Origin of the sequence: Flavobacterium sp. (assembly GCF_024710485.1) — a bacterium.
Classification (GTDB): Bacteria; Bacteroidota; Bacteroidia; order Flavobacteriales; family Flavobacteriaceae; genus Flavobacterium.
This window is the reverse complement of the sequence record NZ_JANJUQ010000030.1, coordinates 68837-89459: the sequence shown is the minus strand read 5'-3', so window position 1 is coordinate 89459 and position 20623 is coordinate 68837. Positions and strand designations below refer to the sequence as shown.

Sequence of the window (20623 nt, the reverse complement as noted above, 5' to 3'; positions counted from 1 at the left end):
TGATATTCAAATTTTGATATCTAATATCTAATATTTGATATTACTCGTGGTGCTCGTCGTCGAACACTTGAATGGTTACTTCTTTGTCTACCAAATCGGTGAACTTGCCTCGGTAACGCGTGGCTTTTACCAAGTGATTGTCAATCCAATGGTAATTACCGCCGCGTGGCTTTCCAAATAAAATACCATGGTATTTAAATCCGTGTTGTTTTAACCAACGCTCGGTGTATTCTCTGTGTGCTTCTGTTCTTGAGGTGAAGAAGAAGATAATATGTCCTTCATCATACCATTTGTTCAAGGTAGCTAAAGCGTCGGGATAGACTTCCGCGGTTAGCATTCTTTCCGGTTCTTCGTTCGGAATGTCATCACAAATCGTTCCGTCGATGTCGATTAAATAATTCTTGATGCCTTCCGGTAAAATCGGACTTAACTGTTGGCCATTCTCTGTGATGCTTTGTAATTTTTTCTCGATGTCTTCCGCTTTCATTGGGTTACTTTTTATAGTTTTTCAAATTCATTCAACAAATTCCCAAGCCTCACAAATATGAGAATTTATCCTTTTATAATTAATTTTCGTCTTTCCAGTTCAAGCGATCCATTTGGTTGTATTGCCATGGTGCGCCATTGTTTTCTATGTTGGTCATCATGGCGTTTAAGGATTGCGGTGCGGCACTTTGTTCCATAACCAAATACCTTCTCATATCCATAATAATCGATAACGGACTGATGTTTACAGGACATTCTTCCACACAAGCGTTGCAGGAAGTACAAGCCCAAAGTTCTTCGGTAGTAATGTAATCGTTTAATAACGACTTACCGTCCGGTACAAATACGCCTTTGTTGGCATCCATATTTTTTCCAACTTCTTCCAAACGATCGCGGGTGTCCATCATAATTTTTCGCGGCGATAATTTCTTCCCGGTTTGGTTGGCCGGACAAGAGGAAGTACAACGGCCGCACTCGGTACAAGTGTAAGCATTGAGCAATTGAACCCAATTCAAATCTTGCACGTCCGAAGCTCCAAATTTACTTGGCACCGCATTTTCATCCACCGGTGGAGCCGCAAACGGATCGGCATTCGGATCCATCATTAATTTTACTTCTTTGGTTACGCTTTCCAAGTTGTCGAATTTGCCTTTGGCATTCAAATCCGCAAAATATGTATTCGGGAAAGCCAATAAAATGTGTAAATGTTTGGAATAGTACAAATAGTTCAAGAAAATCAAAATCCCAACTATGTGCAACCACCAAGCGGTTCTTTCAATAATGGTCACGGCCTCTAAAGAAAAAGTGTCCGGTGAAGGGGCTAAAAATTGTGAGATGATATTTCCGGAATTCATATCCTGAAAATGCAAATCAAAGGCATTCATGATTAAGAATAACGACATCAAGACTACTTCAAAATACAAGATAGTGTTGGCGTCTTTTTTAGGAGCGCCATTCAAATCCGAACTCCTGAATCGACCAATGTTGAGAACATTTCTTCTAATCCAAAAAGCAGCTACAGCTACCAAAACCAATACGGCTAAAACTTCAAATGAACCGATTAGAAAACCGTAAAATCCGCCCATAAAAGAAAACACCCTGTGTGTTCCGAACAAACCATCGATAATGATTTCGAGTACTTCTAAATTGATGATAATAAAGCCCACATACACTATTAAGTGCAAAAAGGCAGCTATTGGTCTTTTTGCCATTTTAGATTGCCCTAAAGCAACCATAGCCATATTTTTCCAGCGAGCTGAACTATTGTCAGTGCGATTTACATCGCGACCCAAATTAATATTGCGTTTGAGTTTCTTTACGTTTTGGGCAAAAAAACCAATTCCGGCTATCAAGATTAAGGCAAAAAGTATGTTGTCGATGTACAGCATAAAATGATATTTTACTTGGTAATAGTGTCGTTAACCGGCGCTTTATATGGTTTGTTTTTCTTACCGAAAAGCGAAACATTGATATAACGGGTTGGGTTCAATCGTAAATCTTGCAAAAGCAATTCTAACTCTTTGGAACTTTTGGCGAAGTTGTTGTAGAGCGCTTCATCTTTAGCTAACTTGCCTAAAGTTCCTTTTCCGGACTGCATATCGGCCATTAGCTTGTCTACGCTAGCTAATGTTTTTTCGAGATTTTTAACCGTTTGCGCGATATTGGCTTTGGCTAACGAATCAGACATTATCGTCAAATTGGCTGATGTTTTCTCGAAGTTTGTCATTGTAGTATTGATTTTCCCTTTGTTTTCTGCCAGCATTCCGTTAACGGTTGCAGATGCTTCTTTAAACTCGGCTAAAGTTGCATTTAGGCTTTCTAAACTACCTCTGAGATTTTGCTTGGTTTTTTCGTCTAATACCTGATTGATGTTGACCAACATCATATTGGCATTTTCCAAAACTTTATCCAATTTTTCTTTGATAGGTTTGATTTGGTTGGACACTTCTTCGGTTAGTCCTAACTTGTTAGCCGACTTTAAAAAATCACCTGAAGCAGCAATTTCCTGAGTTTCCGTGTTGGGTAAGATGGCAATTTGTTTACCGCCGATGGGTCCGGGAGAATACAATTCGGCCACACTGTTCTTCGGGATTTGATAATCGCCGTTTATTTGAAGTTCCACTAAGGAAGTCCAATCGTCCTGCAAAGCGATGGAATTCACTTTTCCAACCGTCAATCCGTTAATAGTAACCGGTGCAGCAACAACCAAACCATCTACATTGGCATAGCTGACGTAATATTTATTATAACTTGACAATAAATCTCTTCCTTTTAAGAAGCTATAACCCCAAATAAACAATAAAATAGAGGCAATTACTAGAATGGCTGTTTTAATTTCTCTGGTGATTTTCAAAGCTGATTTTTTTTTACAAAGTTAAAATAAAATACTAAAACTCCTTGTTATTATTGTTTTAAAGCTTCTTGCACAGAGACTTTTTTACCATTTTTAAAAGCGATTACGAAAGCGGATGTAAAACCTTTGGCTTTGGCCTCGGCTAATAACCTTTTGGCTTCTTCATAACTTGAGGTTTCTCCATACATATATTTGTATAAAGAACCTTCATTGGCCACTGAAATGTTATTCAAACCTTTAAAATTACTTGGTATAGGATCTAACTTAGTTCCACTAGCTGATAATTGCACCTTAAAAATAGCTACGCCTGGAGTGATTGCTTCAGGTTTCGGTTCGGTTTTCGTTTCCGGCTTTTTTACTTCCGGTGCTTTAGTGGTTTTAGCAACCGCAGGAGAATCAACTACTTTGATATTTTCAACTTTTTGGGAAGGCTTCACGGTTGTTTCGCCTTCACCGGTACCGTAAAACTCTTTTTTGTATTTAATAATGGCATTAGCAATTGCTTCCGCCATTGCATCCTGACCTGATTCGGAATCCAATCGACTGCCTTCTTCCGGATTAGAGATAAAACCCATTTCTATCAACACTCTCGGCATATAGGCTTTGTGCAAAACCATAAAAGGCGCTTGTTTTACACCACGACTTTTGGAGCCGGCTTTCATGAAGAATTCCTGAACATTTCCGGCCAAAGCAATACTGCCTTCCATAAATTCTTCTTGTTGTACCACTAAACCAATAAAGGTCTCGGGCGATTTCGGATCGAAACCTTGGTATTTTTGTTTGTAATCTTTCTCCATAGTGATTACCTCATTCTCTTTTTTAGCAGCTTCTAAGTTGGAAGCGTTTTTAGACATACCCATTACATAAGTCTCGGAACCACAAGCAGCGGTATTCTTATTCGCATTACAATGTATGGAAACAAAAATATTAGCATCGGCTCTGTTTGCAATATTGGCTCGCTCAATCAAATCGATAAAAACATCTGTCTTTCGGGTATAAATGACTTCAATCCCTGAATTTTTTTCGAGAATCTTACCCACTTTAAGCACTACGGCCAAAGCAATATTTTTCTCGATATGACCGTGATATACGGCACCAAAGTCGTGTGCACCGTGACCGGCGTCTAAAGCTACTTTGAATTTTTCTCCCGATTGGGCTACTATTAAGTTAGAAATGAATAATAAAATCGCACCTACAACTACGTTGAATCCTTTCATTGGTTTTATCACTTTCAAAAATTGTTTTTAAATTATTTAATTGCTGATGTCTTTCCATCGGTAACCATGACTACAAATGCATCCGAAAAACCACTTTTTTTAGCCTGTTGGCACAACTTTTTGGCTTCATTCAAATCGGTCACACTACCGTAAAAATACTTGTACAAGTTGTTATCGAAAGTAAACGAAATCTCTTTCAGTCCTTTAAAATCAGGCGAAGTTACGGCTCTTTTTTTAGAAGAAGCAAAAAGTTGTATCTTGTACTTACCGTTTTCTGTAGCCGAAACAGGAATCGATTCCGATTGTTTATCGACTACTTCCTCTTTTTTGGGTTTCTGATTTACCAAGTCTGTTTTATCGCTTTGAACGACAATATCGTTAAAAAACTCTTTCTGATATGCAATGATGGCTTTAGCAATTTGTTCTGCCATTTGACTTTGTCCATCTTCTGAATTCAAATACTCGCCTTCTTCTTTGTTAGACAAAAAACCTAATTCGATTAAAACTCCAGGCATGTAAGCCGCATCCAAAACCCATAAAGGTTGTTGTTTCACGCCTCGGGTTTTCCGACTCAAATTATACGTAAAATTGTCCTGAATCAAAGATGCCAAACTGATGCTGCTGTTTAAATTTTCTTCCTGAACAATTTTCAAACCGGCCAAACTTTCGGGTTTGTGCGGATCAAAGCCTTCATATGTTTTTTTGTAATTGTCCTCGAGTAAAATTACCGAGTTTTCTTTTTTGGCGACTTCCAAGTTCATATTACTGCGCGACAGTCCCATTACAAAAGTCTCAGTTCCTGAAGGAGTTTGATTGGTAACTGAATTACAATGAATAGAAACAAACAGATCGGCATTAATTTTATTAGCCACTTTCGGGCGATTAACCAATTCTATAAAAACATCTGATTTTCGGGTGTACACTACTTCAAAATCTTTCTGTTTTTCGAGTAACTCACCCACTTTTAAAGTTGTTTTAAGGGCGATTTCTTTCTCCACAAAACCATGATAAGAATTACCCGGATCCTTTCCGCCATGTCCGGCATCCAAGACCACTGTAAACTTTGCGTTTTTTTTCTGAGCGAAACTCGTAAAAACACAAAACGACAGCAACAGTAAAAATATATTTCTGTTTGTAAACAAAAGCATTAAATCTAAAAGTTAATTTTAATTAAAACCGAAAGGTTATAAAATCATTATTTCCTTATTTTTGACCGAAAATATTGTTTAAGTTTGTCCCGTCAAAAACCAAGCCATACTTCTACAAAAATAGCATTAAACCTTTGCAAAGAAAGTTAATTTATATCGTTTTTTTAACAATTTTCCTAACAGTAGGAATCCAAAAAATATATTCGCAAGATACTCCTCCAAAAAGCGGAAGCTTTCCGGCTAAAAACCAAGCAGATAGCACTAAAGTCGTGATATCTGAACTGACTAAGGTGATTGACTCTACCAAAAAAGACAGCGTAAAACCCAAAAAATCTGTAATTGAAGATAAAATCAAGAGAAAAGCGGTAGACTACGAAAAACTCGACCAAAAAAAGAAGCTGATTACCTTGTACAACAAAGCAGAAGTTTATTATCAGGACATCGAGTTAAAATCGGGGATTATCGTAATTGATTACGAAAAGGACGAAGTCTATGCCGGAAGAATTAAAGACTCCACCGGAAAATACACCCAACTTCCTGTTTTCAAACAAGGAAGCAATGTGGTAGAACCTGATTCTATTCGTTTTAACTTCAAAACCAAAAAAGCTTTGGTATGGAATTCCCGAACCGACCAAGGCGAATTCAAAGTCAAAGCTGCCATAACCAAAAAAGAAAACGATTCGGTTTACTTTATGAAAGGCGCACGTTTCACCACGTCAAAAGACATTGAAAATCCGGAATATTACTTCCAAACCAATAAGGTAAAATTAGTTCCCGGTAAGAAAGTCGTGGTTGGATTAACCAATATGGTTATTGCCGATGTTCCGACACCTTTGGCTTTGCCTTTTGCTTTTTTTCCTATGACCGACAAAGCACGTTCGGGTATCATTATGCCTACTTACAACGATAGCAACACCAGAGGTTTTTCGTTACAAAACGGCGGTTACTATTTTGCCTTGAGCGATTATTATGATTTAGCCATTTTGGGAGATTATTACACTAATGGAAGTTACGGCTTCCGTTTTCAATCGTCTTACGGCAAACGATATAAATTCAACGGAAATTTGAATTTCCGATTTGAGAACCTCATCAATAGCGAAAGAGGATATCCCGACTACGCAAGAAGCAATATTTACAATATTCAATGGTCGCATTCTAAAGACAGTAAGTCTAATCCGAATTCCCGATTTTCAGCTTCGGTTAACTTAGGAAGCAGCACTTATTTCCGACGATCATTGAACCAAATTAACGTGGGATCGACTTTGAACAACACCTTGAGTTCTTCGATTTCTTATTCCAAAACCTTCAATTCCGTACCACAGGTGAATCTATCCTTAACGGCTACTCACTCACAGAATACGAATACGGAACAAATCAATATGACTTTACCGACGCTTCAAATGAGCGTGGACCGTATATTCCCTTTTGCTCCGAAAGATGGAGCTAAAAAAGGGTTCTTCAAAAACATCAATTTACAATACAATTTAAGAGGCGAAAACCGAATTCAAACCACCGATTCTTTGTTCTTCAAACCGGAAATGTTTGAAAATGCTTTGTTAGGTTTCCAGCACAGCATCCCTTTGAGTACCAATTTCAAAATCTTTAAATACTTCAGTGCCTCTACATCGGTTAATTACAACGAAGTTTGGTATTTCAAAACCATCCAAAAACAATTTGACGCCACCCAAAATACAGTGGTTAATAACGACGTTCGCGGTTTTGATGCCTTCAGAACTTATTCTTTCTCGGCCGGCTTAGGTACTACCATTTACGGTACTTTTAATTTTGGCGAAAAGAAAAAAATCCAAGCCATCAGACACGTAATGCGTCCGAATATTTCCTACAGTTATACGCCGAGTTTTTCAAAATATTACGACACTTACGATCCTGACGGCAGTGGCACCATGTTAAAAGAATACACTCGTTTTGAAGGTGGAATTTTCGGGGCACCGGGACAAAACATGTCAAATAACATAGGATTTACTTTAAGTAACACTTTTGAAGCGAAAGTAACCGATAAAGATTCAACGCAAACAGAGCCGAAAAAAATTATGTTGTTAAATAACCTGAACTTTTCGACCAGTTATGATATTACAGCAGATTCGTTGCGTTGGGCACCAATGCGTGTAAGCGGGGGAACTCAGATCTTGAATCAGAAAATGAACATTAACTTTGCTGCAACACTTGACCCGTATGCTATTAACAATGCCGGACAACGCATCAATACATGGAACATTGATAACGGCGGTAGTTTGTTCAGAATGACAAGCGCCAATCTGACGCTGAATTATACTTTTGCAAGCAGTGATGGAAGTGATAACAAGAAAAACACACAAGGAGAGAGAAATGGTGGACGCAGTGATGATTTATTTGGTACCAACACCGATTTGAGCGATCGAAGGGAAAGCCAATTTGATGACAGTAACGACAAGGAAAACCCCGTCTCGGAATTTTTCAACTACAAATTGCCTTGGGACATGAATTTGGCCTACGCCTTAACTTATTCTAACAACCGCAGAGAAAAGAAAATCATTGGTAATTCATTAATGGTTTCCATGAATACTGATTTAACACCGAAATGGAAAATCGGCGTTTCTACCGGATATGATTTTGTACAAAAAGGGGTGACATTTACCCAATTCCGATTTGAACGCGATTTGTTGAGTTGGCGCATGGACTTTAATTGGGTCCCGTTTGGCGACAATGCTTACTGGGGATTCTTTATCGGAATCAAATCGGGTGTGTTAAGCGATATCAAGTGGGACAAACGTTCGTTACCGGATAGAACTTTAAGGTAACTACGATTTACGAAATTAGAAATACGAAGTTTAAAATATATATCATGAAAAAAATAATTTTTACAGACAAAGCGCCTGCACCAATCGGACCGTATAACCAAGCTGTTTTAGTAGGTAACACTTTGTATACTTCGGGTCAGATTGCTTTGCATCCGCAGACCATGGAATTGGTTTTAGACGATATTGAGACCGAAACCAAACAAGTTATGGAAAACATGAAAGCCGTTTTAGCGGCAGCCGATATGACTTTTGAAGATGTAGTTAAAACGACTATTTTTATTATGAATATGGGCGATTTTGCTCGAATTAATGCCGTTTACGGCGGTTATTTTGACGAAGCTACGGCTCCAGCCAGAGAAACAGTTCAAGTGGCCTGCTTGCCGAAAAATGTGAATGTCGAAATTTCGATGATAGCGATTAAATAGAGCTTGACAGACTTAAAATAATAATCCTTTGTAGTGTTCTGCGAAGGATTTTTTTTATTACTTTTAATTCATAATCAATGATTTAACTTAAAAATTACGCTTATGAAACTTTTACAAAAAACACTTCCGCTGTTGGTATTATTAATCGCTTTTGTAGCCTTGAGTTGGAATGACGATAAAGTCTTTACTAATGATAGTCTTATTGTTTTAGTCAAGTATAAAACCCAAGCCGGAAAAAGTGAGGAAACTATAGGTCAAATGACCCAACTGATAGAAAAGGTGAAAAAAGAACCGCACTTTATGAGTATCAAACTGCACGTTGACCCGAAAGATGCGACTAATATTTTACTTTACGAAGAATGGCATAATGCCGATTATTACAACAATGAGCACATGCAAACGCCGCATCTTCAAAAATTCATGGGAGAAGCACGAAATTTTCTGGCCGGACCGCCTGAGATTTCCCAGTGGAAAGTAGCCAAAGAGTTTCGTTAAATTACTTCATTTCATCCAATCCCAACAACAACAGCTGAGCTGTAGCCTCGTTCGTGGCCAAAGGGATGTTATGCACATCGCAAATTCTGATGAGCATATTGATGTCAGGTTCGTGCGGATGACTTGAATTCGGATCTTTGAAGAATAAGACCATTTTGGTTTTGCCTTCGGCCACACGTGCCGCAATTTGAGCATCGCCGCCTAAAGGTCCGGACAACATCTTTTTAACTTTAATACCCACCGCTTCTACTTTACTGCCGGTAGTTCCGGTGGCAATGAGCTTGATATTTTCTTTCTCCAGTATATGTTTGTTCTTGTTGATAAACTGCACCATATCGGCTTTTTTACCGTTATGAGCAATAATGGCGATTTCCATGAGAATAGTTTTTCAGTAAAAATAAAAAATCCCGACGAATCGGGACTTTAAAATGATTATTTATTCAGAATATGATATGCAATTAATCCGTCTATAGGACGGCGCAATACATTTCCAATTTTGATGCCGTAGCTATTGAGTACTTGCTCCAATTCGTCTTTCAAATAAAACGCAATCGAACCTACAAAATGCACCGGTACTTTGGTACAATTATCAAACTGCATGATATAATTCTCCACAAAATCAGTCATTTCTGCTTTGATGAATTTTTGACAAAACTCAGTGTCTTTGTGTTTGATTAAAAACTTGGCAAAAGTGGCTAAATACGCGTTTGGATTTGGCTCTTTGTACAAATTGGATTTGATGTAATCCGGATCGACATTGTATTCTTCTTCAAACTCTTTGGCTAAATCGGCCGGCATTTTTCCGAAGTAATACCCCCGAATCAAATGGCGCCCGAAGCGATTTCCGGAGCAGTCATCCATAGCTATATAGCCTAAAGACTGGACTTTTTGATGCAACACTTTGCCGTCAAAATAACTGCAGTTAGATCCGGTTCCTAAAATACAAACGATAGCTTCTTCATCTTTCGGCGTAGTAGCGTATACTGCTGCATAAGTATCTTCATGCACTGAAACAACAGCATTTTTAAAATATCTTTGAAAAACATCGGTCAAAAAGTTTTTCATTCGATCGGTACCACAACCGGCGCCGTAAAAAAACAAATGTGTGGCTTTGTCCTTATTGTGTTCGATATCGAATTTATCGTCTAAGCGATGGATGATTTCTTCTTCGTTCAGCACCTCAGGATTTAACCCTAAAGATTGCGTGGTAAAAAGTACCTTTCCGTTATCGTCAATGGCTATCCAATCGGCTTTGGTGGAACCGCTGTCAACTAGTAATTTCATTATGGGTTTGGTTTAGTTGTTTGTAAAAATAAAAACCCCGTCCATTGGAAAACAGACGGGATTTTGAAACAATTATAAGTTCGCAATATGCACCGATAAATCGATTAATTTACTGGAATAACCGTATTCGTTATCGTACCAAGAAACCAATTTGAAGAACGTTGAGTTCAAACCGATTCCGGCTTTAGCATCTACGATAGAAGTTCTGGTATCGCCAACAAAATCTTGTGAAACAACGTCATCTTCGGTAAAGCCTAAAATGCCTTTCATTTCATTTTCTGAAGCTTTTTTCAACACCGCCATGATGTCATCATAGCTGGTTTCTTTGGCTAATTTAACGGTTAAATCTACCACAGAAACGTCAACTGTTGGCACACGGAATGACATTCCGGTTAATTTTCCGTTTAACGACGGGATTACTTTTCCAACCGCTTTAGCCGCTCCGGTAGATGACGGAATGATGTTTACGCTGGCAGCACGTCCGCCTCTCCAATCTTTCTTAGAAGGCCCGTCAGCAACCATTTGAGTGGCTGTTGAAGCATGAACCGTTGTCATCAACCCTTCTACAATCCCAAAATTATCGTTGATTACTTTGGCTAAAGGCGCCAAACAGTTGGTAGTACAAGACGCATTGGAAACTATAGTGTCAGTTGGTTTAACTTCGTGGTGGTTTACTCCCATAACAAACATCGGAGCATCGGCTGACGGCGCAGAAATCACTACTTTCTTGGCACCACCGGCGATGTGTGCCTGAGCTGTTTCCAAAGTAGTGAAAATTCCGGTACACTCTGCCACTACATCCACATCGACAGCAGCATCATCCCATTGGATTAATTTCGGGTCTCTTTCGGCAGTAACACGGATGAATTTATCGTTTACATACAATTTACCGTCTTTAACTTCTACTTTTCCGTTGAAACGACCGTGAACCGAATCGTATTTTAACAAATAAGCCAAATGATCTACATCTAATAAATCGTTGATGGCTACAACTTCTACATTATCTCTGTTAAAAGTTTCTCTGAAAACAATCCTTCCAATTCTTCCGAAACCGTTAATTCCTAATTTTACTTTTGACATTTTATCTGTATTTCTGATTAAATTATTATTGTTATTAATTATTGACATCATTATTGACTATGTAGTCATGATATCGGACACTCTCAACAATTCTCTGTCGATTTCCGAATGACCTTTGATGGCTTGCTCTAAGGGCGTTAAGGCTACTTTATCGGCTATCAATCCTACCATAAAATTGGTTTTTCCTTCCAATAACGATTCTACGGCTTTAACCCCCAAACGAGAAGCTAAAACACGATCAAAACACGAAGGCGCACCACCGCGTTGCATGTGTCCTAAAACAGAAACTCTTACGTCGTATTCAGGTAAGTTAGCTTCTACATAGTCTTTGAGTTCGAATACGTTTTTACCGATTTTATCACCTTCTGCAATGACTACAATACTGGATGATTTGCCGGAAGCTTTACTTTTCTTGAGCGATTCGAGCAATCGTTCCAAACCTAAATCTTCCTCAGGAATTAAAATTTCTTCCGCTCCTGCTCCAATTCCGGCGTTCAAGGCAATGTGGCCGGCATCGCGACCCATTACTTCCACAAAGAACAAACGATTGTGAGAACTTGCAGTGTCTCTGATTTTATCTATGACTTCCACTACTGTATTTAAAGCGGTGTCATATCCTAGAGTATGACTGGTTCCGAAAATATCGTTATCAATAGTCCCGGGAATACCCATCACCGGAAAATCAAATTCATGATTAAAAACTTCTGCTCCGGTAAACGAACCGTCTCCACCGATTACTACTAAACCGTCTACTCCGGCGTTTTTTAAATTTTGATAGGCTTTTTGGCGACCTTCAACTGTCATGAAATCCTTGGAACGTGCCGATTTTAATATAGTTCCGCCTTTGTTCACTATATTGTTTACACTTCGCGGTCCCATTTCTTTAAAGTCGCCTTCAATCATACCTTGGTAACCTCTGTAAATGCCTATACATTCAACATTATGGTAAGCACAAGTTCTGACAACAGATCGAATAGCAGCATTCATTCCCGGAGAATCACCTCCTGATGTAAGCACACCTATTTTTTTTATATTTTTCGACATATTTTATATATTAAAATGTAAATTTAGCAAAGAGCCAGTAGTTTTTCACCCCTATTATCAAGATATTAATAATAAGGGAGAAATTCAATCGTTTTCGTTGATAAGTTTTTTATTTGGGAAAGTGAAAAGAAAGTGAAAAGCTAATCTTCTGTGGGAACTGCCTCTTTATTTGGGTCTATTTCAGGCTTCTTTTTGTCTTTTTCTTCGGCTTTTTTGGGCTTCATATTCATGCCGTCCGGAAACATCTCCGAATCATGGTCGTCATGATTTGCTGTTTTGATTCTGTCCAGTTTGGCGTTTTTGAAGATTTTGTTGATGAGTTCTTTCATGGTATCAAAATCGACTTCGTATGACATTCCGATACCCTGAGTATAACCTATACCTTGACCTATATAAGTAATGTCATTTTCACGATTAAAAACTCTTAGGTTCAACGTTCCGTCTTCGTTTACGCGATATTGTACTTCCACATCGCCTACAATAGCGGTTTCGGATATACCGCCTACCGGAACACCCACTTTACCGTTTACCGTGATTCGGTCGTTGATTTTAGAAGAAACCGTCACCCCAATTCTACCATCGGTTTGCTGTCCGGTAGCCGTTCTGTCGGCCACAACATATTCGGGTGCAATGGAAATCTTGTCATTATCTCCGGAGAAAATATCTTTAAAAAGACTACTCGCTTTTTCATATAAATTATTAGACAACTGACTTTGATTAACACCTTCCTGACTTAAAAAACTACCGGTGGATAATAAATATAAGGCTTGTGTTTGACGCTTGTCTTTATCGTCTAATTGGTATTGGATTTCAGATTTAAGCGAACTGCTTACGTTAGGAAAATTGATATTAAAATCAGGCTCCGGACTGGTTAAATTTCCTTTGACACCAATAATCACTTCCACATCAATTTTTTTGTTAAACGATGGATTGTCAATCAAAACAGCCGGATTTGCGGTAGTCACATAAACCGCTTCCAAATTGAGGATGGCTGCCATAGGATCGCCAGACCAAATGATGGAACCGCCTTTTTTAACTTCGAATTTTTTATCAATTAAACCGCCATATTTAAAGTTGTACGAACCTTCCAATGCAATAAAATCTCCGAACATTTCAAATTTACCCAAAGTATTAATTCGGAATAACAAAGTTCCGTATCCATTCCCTTTCATCCCGTGACCGGAGTCGCGATCCAAAATTACTTCAATATCTGCATCTTTAGTAATCTCAAAATTGAAGTCCAATTCGAGTCCGTTATACTTTTTATTTTGCACCAATTTGTCTTTGCCATTTTTACTTTTTTCCGCCGGAGTTTTAAAATGGATAAAGCTATTTTCTTCCACGGATTCGGCTTCGTTAATCGGAATTTTAACATCAGTTCCTTTAGCCGATTCAGCATTTACGGTAATCATTAAGCTTTCGGTTGGTCCTTTGATAGCAGCCGAACCATTCATAAATGCCTGACCGAAATAAGCCGCGTCTTCATGGTCTTTGGTGTTCAGCGCTAACAATCGATTGGAATTGATAGCTAAATCCAATTGCCAATCGCCGAATTGCTTGTGTTTGATAAAACCGCTCAAACTACCTTGTGTATCAAATTGAGTATCGGTAATTGTAGTTTCACGGATGATGAATTTGTTTTCGGTTACATCAACAATGGAATTATTTACAAACCGGTAATCAGTATTCAAATACGGAACGGTCAACCCGGCATCGTTGATGAAGAGTCGACCATTGTAATCCAAACTATTGATATTTCCGTCTATTCGGGCATTTCCTGAGACAAACCCTCGGATATTGGTAATAACATCTCCTCCAATTTTGCTCAAAATTCCCAAATTGAATTTATCAAAACTTAAGTCGATATCCAATAAAGTTTGGTCGTCTACAATTTCAAGTTTACCATCGGCTTCAAAAGAATCAAAATTGTCATTTTCTAAATTAGAAGTCAAATAGAATTTTTTGAACGATTCGTCTCCTGAAATATTGAGATTCAGTTTACCCAAAGCAATAGCGTTGACCGATAAGCTATCGATTTGTAAAGTTGATGTCGGTTGGAAAACCGTGTTGTTTTGTTTGAAATTGATATTGCCGTCCAGAATACCATCAAAGCGGAATTTATCGACATCGGGCGTGACTTTATTCAAATTGACATCTTTAAAGGTCAATTGAAGGTCTTTGTTGACTTTATCGGCTATCAATCCTACAAAATTGATGGTTTGATTTTCGTGAGAAAGCTCCAAATCTCGGAAAGAAAAATTGGTCAACTTTTTATCGAAAACAATTTTATTATCCTTTAAATCATCTTTTTCGTTGAGATACCACAAGTAATCTTTGAACTGTAATTCTGATTTGGTAAAACCTACCACATTTTGGTTTTCGTTGTTGATGGTGTGGTAAAAATTCAGGTTGTAAAAATCAAGTCCTTTTTTGCCGCCTTTGAACTCGGTTCTGAATTGTAAAGTGTCGTTGGCAAAAGTATTAATCATACTGAAATCTCTGATTTTGTAGTGCTTCGTTTTGATGGAATCCAATTGAACGTAGGCATTGTACAATGGATTTTGGTTATCAACTTGCAACAAAACATTGTCAAAAACATTGTCATAAGCGGTGACTTGTTTCGAATTAAAATCGAGGTTAAAACTCTTGCTGTCGGAGCCGATATTGCCTTTTAATTGAGTATCGGAAGACAGAGAAATATCAGGATTAAAGATTTCGATAATCTTGCTGTTGATGTCGAAATTGAATTTCAAGTATTGCCCGGGTAAAACCTTATTAGGTTTATAATTGGCATAAAAACTTCCTAACGAATTCTCTACCATTTTTTGCACCTGATTAAACTTGTACTTTCCTACAACTGCGCCCTGAATGGCATCGGGTGAATTGATGATGATGGTTCGCTCTCCGGTGGCATCAAAACTCGAATTGATTTCGAGTAAGTCCACAAAATAAATGTCTTTTTTGTTCTGATATGACGCATTGCTCAATACCAAATTCCCTTTGAGGTTGTCAAACGAATTCCCGGTAGCTTTTACTACGATATCGCCTTTGAAAACCGCAATGGAATCTTTAAGGAAGTTGAGTTTGTCCAGGTTGACATAATCAATTTTACTGTGAAAATCATAAATGTTTTCTTTGGCCGATAAATCTACTGTTCCGTTGAAATCCATGTACAAATTAGGATCATTGGCAATCACTTTACCGGAGAATATAGGTTGCTTGAACTTCCCGTCGACTATGATATTGCTGTAATTATAGTTATTGAATTTCAACTTATAAATATCCCCAACAAAGGAAGTATTGAGGTATTTTTGGGTAAATCCTTGGCCTTCTATATCCAAATCGAGACTCGCTCGGCCAACGGTTTTATCGTTAATTAATGTGCCGATGTCAAAATTGTCCAAAATCAAATAGCCTTTGTATTGGGCATTGTCGATGTTGTCAATGTCAGACATTTTCAAACTCGATTCTACCAAACCCAGAGCGGTATTCATTACAAAATCGGCTTCAATATGTTTTTGGGTGACTTCTGCTTCACCCGTAAATTGAAACTGCCCGAGTTTTTGTAAAGACGTTGGTAATTTTTTGCCGAGTATGTTGGGCAATAACTTCGTCAAATCGTTGTAATTTGAGGTGATTTTATCGAAATCGCCTTTCATGTAAAACTCGCCCGGACTACGCGGAAATAGATTTTTAAAATTGACATCGCCACGTATAATGGAGTTTTTATCGTCTCTTAAATACAAATTAGTCGCTACAAAATTGTTGAGCGTTCCTTTGATTTTCGATTTTAAAAAGAAGGTTTTATTCTTTCCTAATTCGGCATAAAAATAACGAATATCGTTGGTAGCGATAGTTGCTTTGTCTATGGCAATGTCAAAAACCACTTTGTTGTTGAAGTTGCTGAAGTCTTTGTTTTCTCTGCTATAACTCAGGATTACTTTGCCTTCCAAATACGATTCATCGGTTTTAAGCTTGAGGTTTTCCAAGCTGATGTTTTTCTTGGTATACCCAAAATCGGAAGTCAAATTTTTTACCCACAATCCGCGATGGTCTTGAAACGACATCTCGGCAATTTGAAAGGTTACATTCGGTCCTTTGATTTTAAACTGTTTCAGATGCGCATTGAGTTTGGTAAAATCAGCATCTTTCGGAACGGCTCTATTGTAATCGGTTATGGTAAAATGGGAATTCTTAACATACACATTACCTGAAGTCATTAAAAACTTCCCGGAGCCCGGTTTGCCATCGTCAAAAGCAGCGACAAACAAATCTAAGTTAGTATCTTTTTCCTTTTTATAGTTGACAATATTCAAGGTTAATGCGTCAAACCGCAAATCGCCGAATCGGAGTTTACCATCGACTAAATTTTTAAAATCTAAAATACTGGTTTTGATCCTATCGGCGTAAATCAAGGTATCTTTGTGATGGTCTAACACCAAAACGGTTTTGAGCTTAACACCGCCGAAAACAGTAATCGCTACTTCATCGATGTTGATATTCGTACCAAAATCTTTATTGAGTTTATCCGTAGCGTAATGGGCAATTTTGGTTTGCACCACCGGAAGAGAAAGCGCAAAAGCTAATAATAGCAAAAGCAACAGCAACACAGCTAAAGTGCGCAATACAATCTTTCTGACTTTGATGAGCTTGCTATTTTTTTTATTTTTTTCCAAATGGTGTACTGACTTAGGAAAGAAAATTACCTTTGCAAAAAATCAGTACTTTTGATTTTTTGTAGGCTTGTCAAATATAAATCAAAATTTGTGCCTTTTATGCATACTGAAGAAGTTTTTATTCTGGCCATTGAAAGTTCGTGCGATGACACTGCGGCTGCGGTTTTACGCAACAACAAAGTATTGTCTAACGTAGTAGCCAGACAAAGCATACATGAGGAATACGGCGGCGTGATACCGGAATTGGCTTCACGGGCACACCAACAAAATATCGTTCCGGTGATAGACGTAGCTTTGAAAAAAGCCGGTATTAGTAAGGAGCAATTGTCGGCCATAGCCTTTACGCAAGGTCCGGGTTTGATGGGTTCGTTGTTGGTTGGCGGTTCTTTTGCCAAATCGTTGGCGATGGCACTAAACATTCCGTTGATAGCTGTTAATCACATGCAAGCGCACATTTTGGCGCATTTTATAGACGAAGAAGGTTTTGACAAACCCGAATTTCCGTTTTTGGCCTTGACCATTTCGGGCGGACATACCCAAATTGTACAAGTAAACGATTATTTTTCGATGGACATCATAGGCGAAACTACCGACGATGCCGTGGGCGAAGCTTTTGATAAAACCGCTAAAATATTAGGACTTCCCTATCCCGGCGGTCCGTTGATTGACCAATTTGCCAAAGAAGGAAATCCGAAAAAATACGCTTTTACCAAACCTAAAGTAGACGGATTGGACTTTAGCTTTTCGGGCTTGAAAACCCAAATTTTGTACTTTATCCAGAAAAATGTACAAACGAATCCGAATTTTGTGGAAGAAAACAAACACGACATTTGTGCTTCGGTTCAAAACATCATTATCGAGATTTTGATGGACAAATTGAAGATGGCAGTAGCACAAACCGGTATAAAGCAAATCGCCATTGGCGGCGGTGTTTCGGCTAACTCAGGGATTCGAAATACGCTGAAAGCCGCTGAAGGCAAATATGGTTGGAAAACCTACATTCCGAAATTTGAATATACCACGGACAATGCCGCGATGATTGGGATTGTTGGTTATCAAAAATATTTACAAGATCAATTTACCGATTCGACTGTTGTGTCTAAAGCCCGTATTGAATTTTAAGCCATGCAACTATTTTACAATCCAAGCATCAACGAAACCGCTACTTCTTTTGTTTTTGACAAAGAAGAAAGCAAGCATATTCTAAAAGTCTTGCGCAAAAAAGAAGGCGATATTTTGTTTGTAACCAACGGACTAGGCTTCTTATTTACCACCGAAATTACGTTGGCTTCCGACAGCAAATGCACGGTTAAAATCAACGCTTTCGAGCGTCAAGAACCACCGAAACACCACTTGCATTTAGCAGTAGCGCCTACTAAAATGAATGAACGCTACGAATGGTTTTTGGAAAAAGCCACCGAAATCGGCATTCAGGAAATCACGCCCATTATTTGCGAACATTCAGAGCGAAAAGTCATCAAAACGGATAGATTTCAGAAGATTTTGGAAAGCGCCATGAAACAATCATTACACTATTATCTGCCTAAGTTGAATGAACCTGTTAGCTTTAAAGAATTCCTCAAAAAAGAATTCAGCGGACAAAAATTCATTGCCCATTGTGAAGCAACCGATAAAAAATCACTAAAAAATGAATTGCAAACGCAACAAGATGTGGTGATTTTGATTGGTCCGGAAGGCGATTTTTCTGTTAAAGAAATCCAATCGGCACTGGAACATCATTTTATTCCAGTATCTTTGGGACAAACGCGATTGCGAACAGAAACAGCGGCTGTAGTGGCTTGTCATAGTGTGGTATTTAAGAATGAAGATTAACGGTTTTTGATTTCAGCTTTATGAAAAAATTAGGGTTGCTTTTTTTATTGGTCACTTCCATGGGATTCGCTCAGGAAATTGCACTGTTAAAATACAATGGCGGCGGCGATTGGTATGCGAATCCTACCTCTTTACCCAATTTAATAAAGTACGCCAATCAAACCATCAACACCAACATCAAATCTAAACCGGCCACGGTAGAACCGGGAAGTCCGGATATTTTTGGTTATCCTTTTGTGCATATGACCGGTCACGGCAACGTAGTTTTTAGCGATGCCGAAATTGTGAATCTGAGAAACTACTTGCTTTCCGGTGGTTTTTTACACGCCGATGACAATTACGGTATGGACCAATACATCCGCCGAGAAATCAAACGGATCTTTCCCAATCAGGACCTAATAGAAATTCCGGCCAATCATCCTATTTTTCAAAAACCCAACACATTTGCCTCAGGATTACCTAAAATTCATGAGCACGACAAGAAGAGACCACAAGCTTTCGGTATTTTTGTAGACAATCGTTTGGTGTTGTTATACACATTCGAATGCGATTTAGGCGACGGTTGGGAAGACCCCGAGGTACACAACAATCCTAAAGAAGTTCGCGAAAAAGCCTTAAAAATGGGAGCTAACATCTTAAATTATATTTTTAAGAATTAATATTTTTCTTTCTTTTTATAATAGTAAGCCCTATTTATTCTTAAAATTAGGTGATGTTCATCTATTTATTAAAAACTTCCGTTGCAATATTTTCATATTAAAATATAATTTAATAAAATTGCAGTAACTAATTAACCAAATTACTATTGAATTATGAAAAAAATCTGTTTATCATTAGCAGCCCTATTATTGGTGTTTTCTTGTCAAGACGATGAAAAAACCACTAATTCTAACGCTAGAGTAGCGAAAAGAACTTGTGTTTCTCATGAAGTATTGGAAAGACAATTAAAAGAAAACCCGAGCTTGGCAATCAAAATGAATGAAATTGAAGCTTTCACTGAGAATGCCATTCAACAAGGACGCTTAGTTAATGGAAAAATTGAGATTCCGGTGGTATTTAATGTATTGTACAGAACGGCTGCTGAAAACATTTCCGATGCTCAGCTACAATCACAATTGGACGTATTAAATGCTGATTTCAATGCTGCCAACGCTGATTTCAATCAAGTGCCGACTTTATTTTCAGGAGTAAAAGCCAATGTTGGTATAACTTTCGTATTAGACCAAGTAATCAGAAAATCTACAACCAAAACTTCTTGGGGAACCAGAGACACTATGAAAAAGGCCAAACAAGGAGGAATCAATCCTACTTCGCCAACTACCAAATTAAACTTTTGGGTTTGTACTATAGGTGGCGGAATTTTGGGTTATGCGCAATTTCCGGGCGGTTCCTCTGCTACTGACGGTGTAGTGGTTGACTCAAAATATGTGGGTGTAACCAGCAATTCAGGTCCGGCTTATCCTTATAATTTAGGTAGAACAGCTACTCACGAAGTAGGACACTGGTTGAACTTACGCCACATTTGGGGTGACACCACTTGCGGAAGCGATTTAGTTGCCGATACACCAACCCACAATACTGCTAACTATGGCGTACCAACCTATCCTCACTACAGTACTTGTTCAGGAACTCCGGTTGAAATGACCATGAATTACATGGATTATACAGACGACAGAGGTATGTACATGTTTACTGCAGGTCAAAAATCAAGAATCGATGCTATCTTTGTTTCAGGTGGTCCTAGATTCTCTTTCGCACAGCCATAATTTTTATTTATATTATTG

Annotated in this window: 17 protein-coding genes; 7 read left to right on the top strand and 10 right to left on the bottom strand. The window is 38.3% G+C overall.

What is annotated here, in order from left to right:
- Nucleotides 1–40: 40 nt before the first annotated feature.
- From Q0M21_RS07090 to Q0M21_RS07070, 5 genes are all read right to left on the bottom strand, one after another.
- The gene (locus Q0M21_RS07090) at nt 41–487 is read right to left on the bottom strand and encodes a phosphoheptose isomerase (protein WP_295336265.1); all 447 of its coding nucleotides are present in this window, start codon (nt 485–487) and stop codon (nt 41–43) included.
- A 79-nt stretch (nt 488–566) separates the two neighbouring features.
- Nucleotides 567–1874 (bottom strand): (Fe-S)-binding protein, encoded by a 1308-nt coding sequence (locus Q0M21_RS07085; protein ID WP_295336262.1) that lies wholly within the window; start codon nt 1872–1874, stop codon nt 567–569.
- Between the two features lie 11 nt (nt 1875–1885).
- Nucleotides 1886–2839 carry an MlaD family protein gene (locus Q0M21_RS07080; protein ID WP_295336260.1) on the bottom strand — a complete coding sequence of 318 codons (954 nt, stop codon included), beginning with the start codon at nt 2837–2839 and terminating at the stop codon, nt 1886–1888.
- A gap of 50 nt (nt 2840–2889) precedes the next feature.
- Complete coding sequence (locus Q0M21_RS07075; RefSeq protein WP_295336256.1) at nt 2890–4056, bottom strand: N-acetylmuramoyl-L-alanine amidase; 1167 nt, start codon at nt 4054–4056, stop codon at nt 2890–2892.
- Nucleotides 4057–4088: 32 nt separating this feature from the next.
- Nucleotides 4089–5204, bottom strand: coding sequence for an N-acetylmuramoyl-L-alanine amidase (locus tag Q0M21_RS07070; protein WP_295336253.1), 1116 nt, complete (start codon nt 5202–5204; stop codon nt 4089–4091).
- A gap of 134 nt (nt 5205–5338) precedes the next feature.
- On the opposite strand from Q0M21_RS07070, the gene Q0M21_RS07065 reads away from it, so the two are divergent.
- From Q0M21_RS07065 to Q0M21_RS07055, 3 genes are all read left to right on the top strand, one after another.
- A complete protein-coding gene (locus tag Q0M21_RS07065) occupies nt 5339–8002 on the top strand; it encodes a putative LPS assembly protein LptD (protein WP_295336250.1) in 2664 nt (887 codons plus the stop codon).
- 44 nt (nt 8003–8046) lie between these two features.
- Nucleotides 8047–8427 carry a RidA family protein gene (locus tag Q0M21_RS07060; protein ID WP_295336247.1) on the top strand — a complete coding sequence of 127 codons (381 nt, stop codon included), beginning with the start codon at nt 8047–8049 and terminating at the stop codon, nt 8425–8427.
- 102 nt (nt 8428–8529) lie between these two features.
- On the top strand, nt 8530–8922 hold the full coding sequence (locus Q0M21_RS07055) for a putative quinol monooxygenase (protein ID WP_295336245.1): 393 nt from the start codon (nt 8530–8532) through the stop codon (nt 8920–8922).
- 1 nt (nt 8923) lies between these two features.
- Here the strand turns inward: Q0M21_RS07055 and Q0M21_RS07050 are convergent, their stop codons facing one another.
- The 5 genes from Q0M21_RS07050 to Q0M21_RS07030 form a co-directional block, all read right to left on the bottom strand.
- Complete coding sequence (locus Q0M21_RS07050; protein WP_295336243.1) at nt 8924–9298, bottom strand: methylglyoxal synthase; 375 nt, start codon at nt 9296–9298, stop codon at nt 8924–8926.
- 56 nt (nt 9299–9354) lie between these two features.
- On the bottom strand, nt 9355–10206 hold the full coding sequence (locus Q0M21_RS07045; protein WP_295336240.1) for a BadF/BadG/BcrA/BcrD ATPase family protein: 852 nt from the start codon (nt 10204–10206) through the stop codon (nt 9355–9357).
- 72 nt (nt 10207–10278) lie between these two features.
- Entirely contained in the window at nt 10279–11286 is a 1008-nt protein-coding gene (gap, locus tag Q0M21_RS07040) for a type I glyceraldehyde-3-phosphate dehydrogenase (RefSeq protein WP_295336238.1), read from the bottom strand.
- A gap of 57 nt (nt 11287–11343) precedes the next feature.
- Nucleotides 11344–12330 (bottom strand): 6-phosphofructokinase, encoded by a 987-nt coding sequence (gene pfkA / locus Q0M21_RS07035; protein ID WP_295336235.1) that lies wholly within the window; start codon nt 12328–12330, stop codon nt 11344–11346.
- Between the two features lie 140 nt (nt 12331–12470).
- Nucleotides 12471–17006 carry a translocation/assembly module TamB domain-containing protein gene (locus Q0M21_RS07030; RefSeq protein ID WP_295336229.1) on the bottom strand — a complete coding sequence of 1512 codons (4536 nt, stop codon included), beginning with the start codon at nt 17004–17006 and terminating at the stop codon, nt 12471–12473.
- Nucleotides 17007–17105: 99 nt separating this feature from the next.
- Here Q0M21_RS07030 and tsaD point away from each other — a divergent pair, with 99 nt between their 5' ends.
- From tsaD to Q0M21_RS07010, 4 genes are all read left to right on the top strand, one after another.
- Complete coding sequence (gene tsaD, locus Q0M21_RS07025) at nt 17106–18128, top strand: tRNA (adenosine(37)-N6)-threonylcarbamoyltransferase complex transferase subunit TsaD (protein ID WP_295336220.1); 1023 nt, start codon at nt 17106–17108, stop codon at nt 18126–18128.
- A 3-nt stretch (nt 18129–18131) separates the two neighbouring features.
- Nucleotides 18132–18839: a 16S rRNA (uracil(1498)-N(3))-methyltransferase gene (locus Q0M21_RS07020; protein WP_295336212.1), complete on the top strand. Its 708-nt coding sequence runs from the start codon at nt 18132–18134 to the stop codon at nt 18837–18839.
- A 20-nt stretch (nt 18840–18859) separates the two neighbouring features.
- On the top strand, nt 18860–19498 hold the full coding sequence (locus Q0M21_RS07015) for a DUF4159 domain-containing protein (protein WP_295336209.1): 639 nt from the start codon (nt 18860–18862) through the stop codon (nt 19496–19498).
- A 153-nt stretch (nt 19499–19651) separates the two neighbouring features.
- A complete protein-coding gene (locus Q0M21_RS07010) occupies nt 19652–20605 on the top strand; it encodes a zinc metalloprotease (protein ID WP_295336206.1) in 954 nt (317 codons plus the stop codon).
- Nucleotides 20606–20623: the final 18 nt, after the last annotated feature.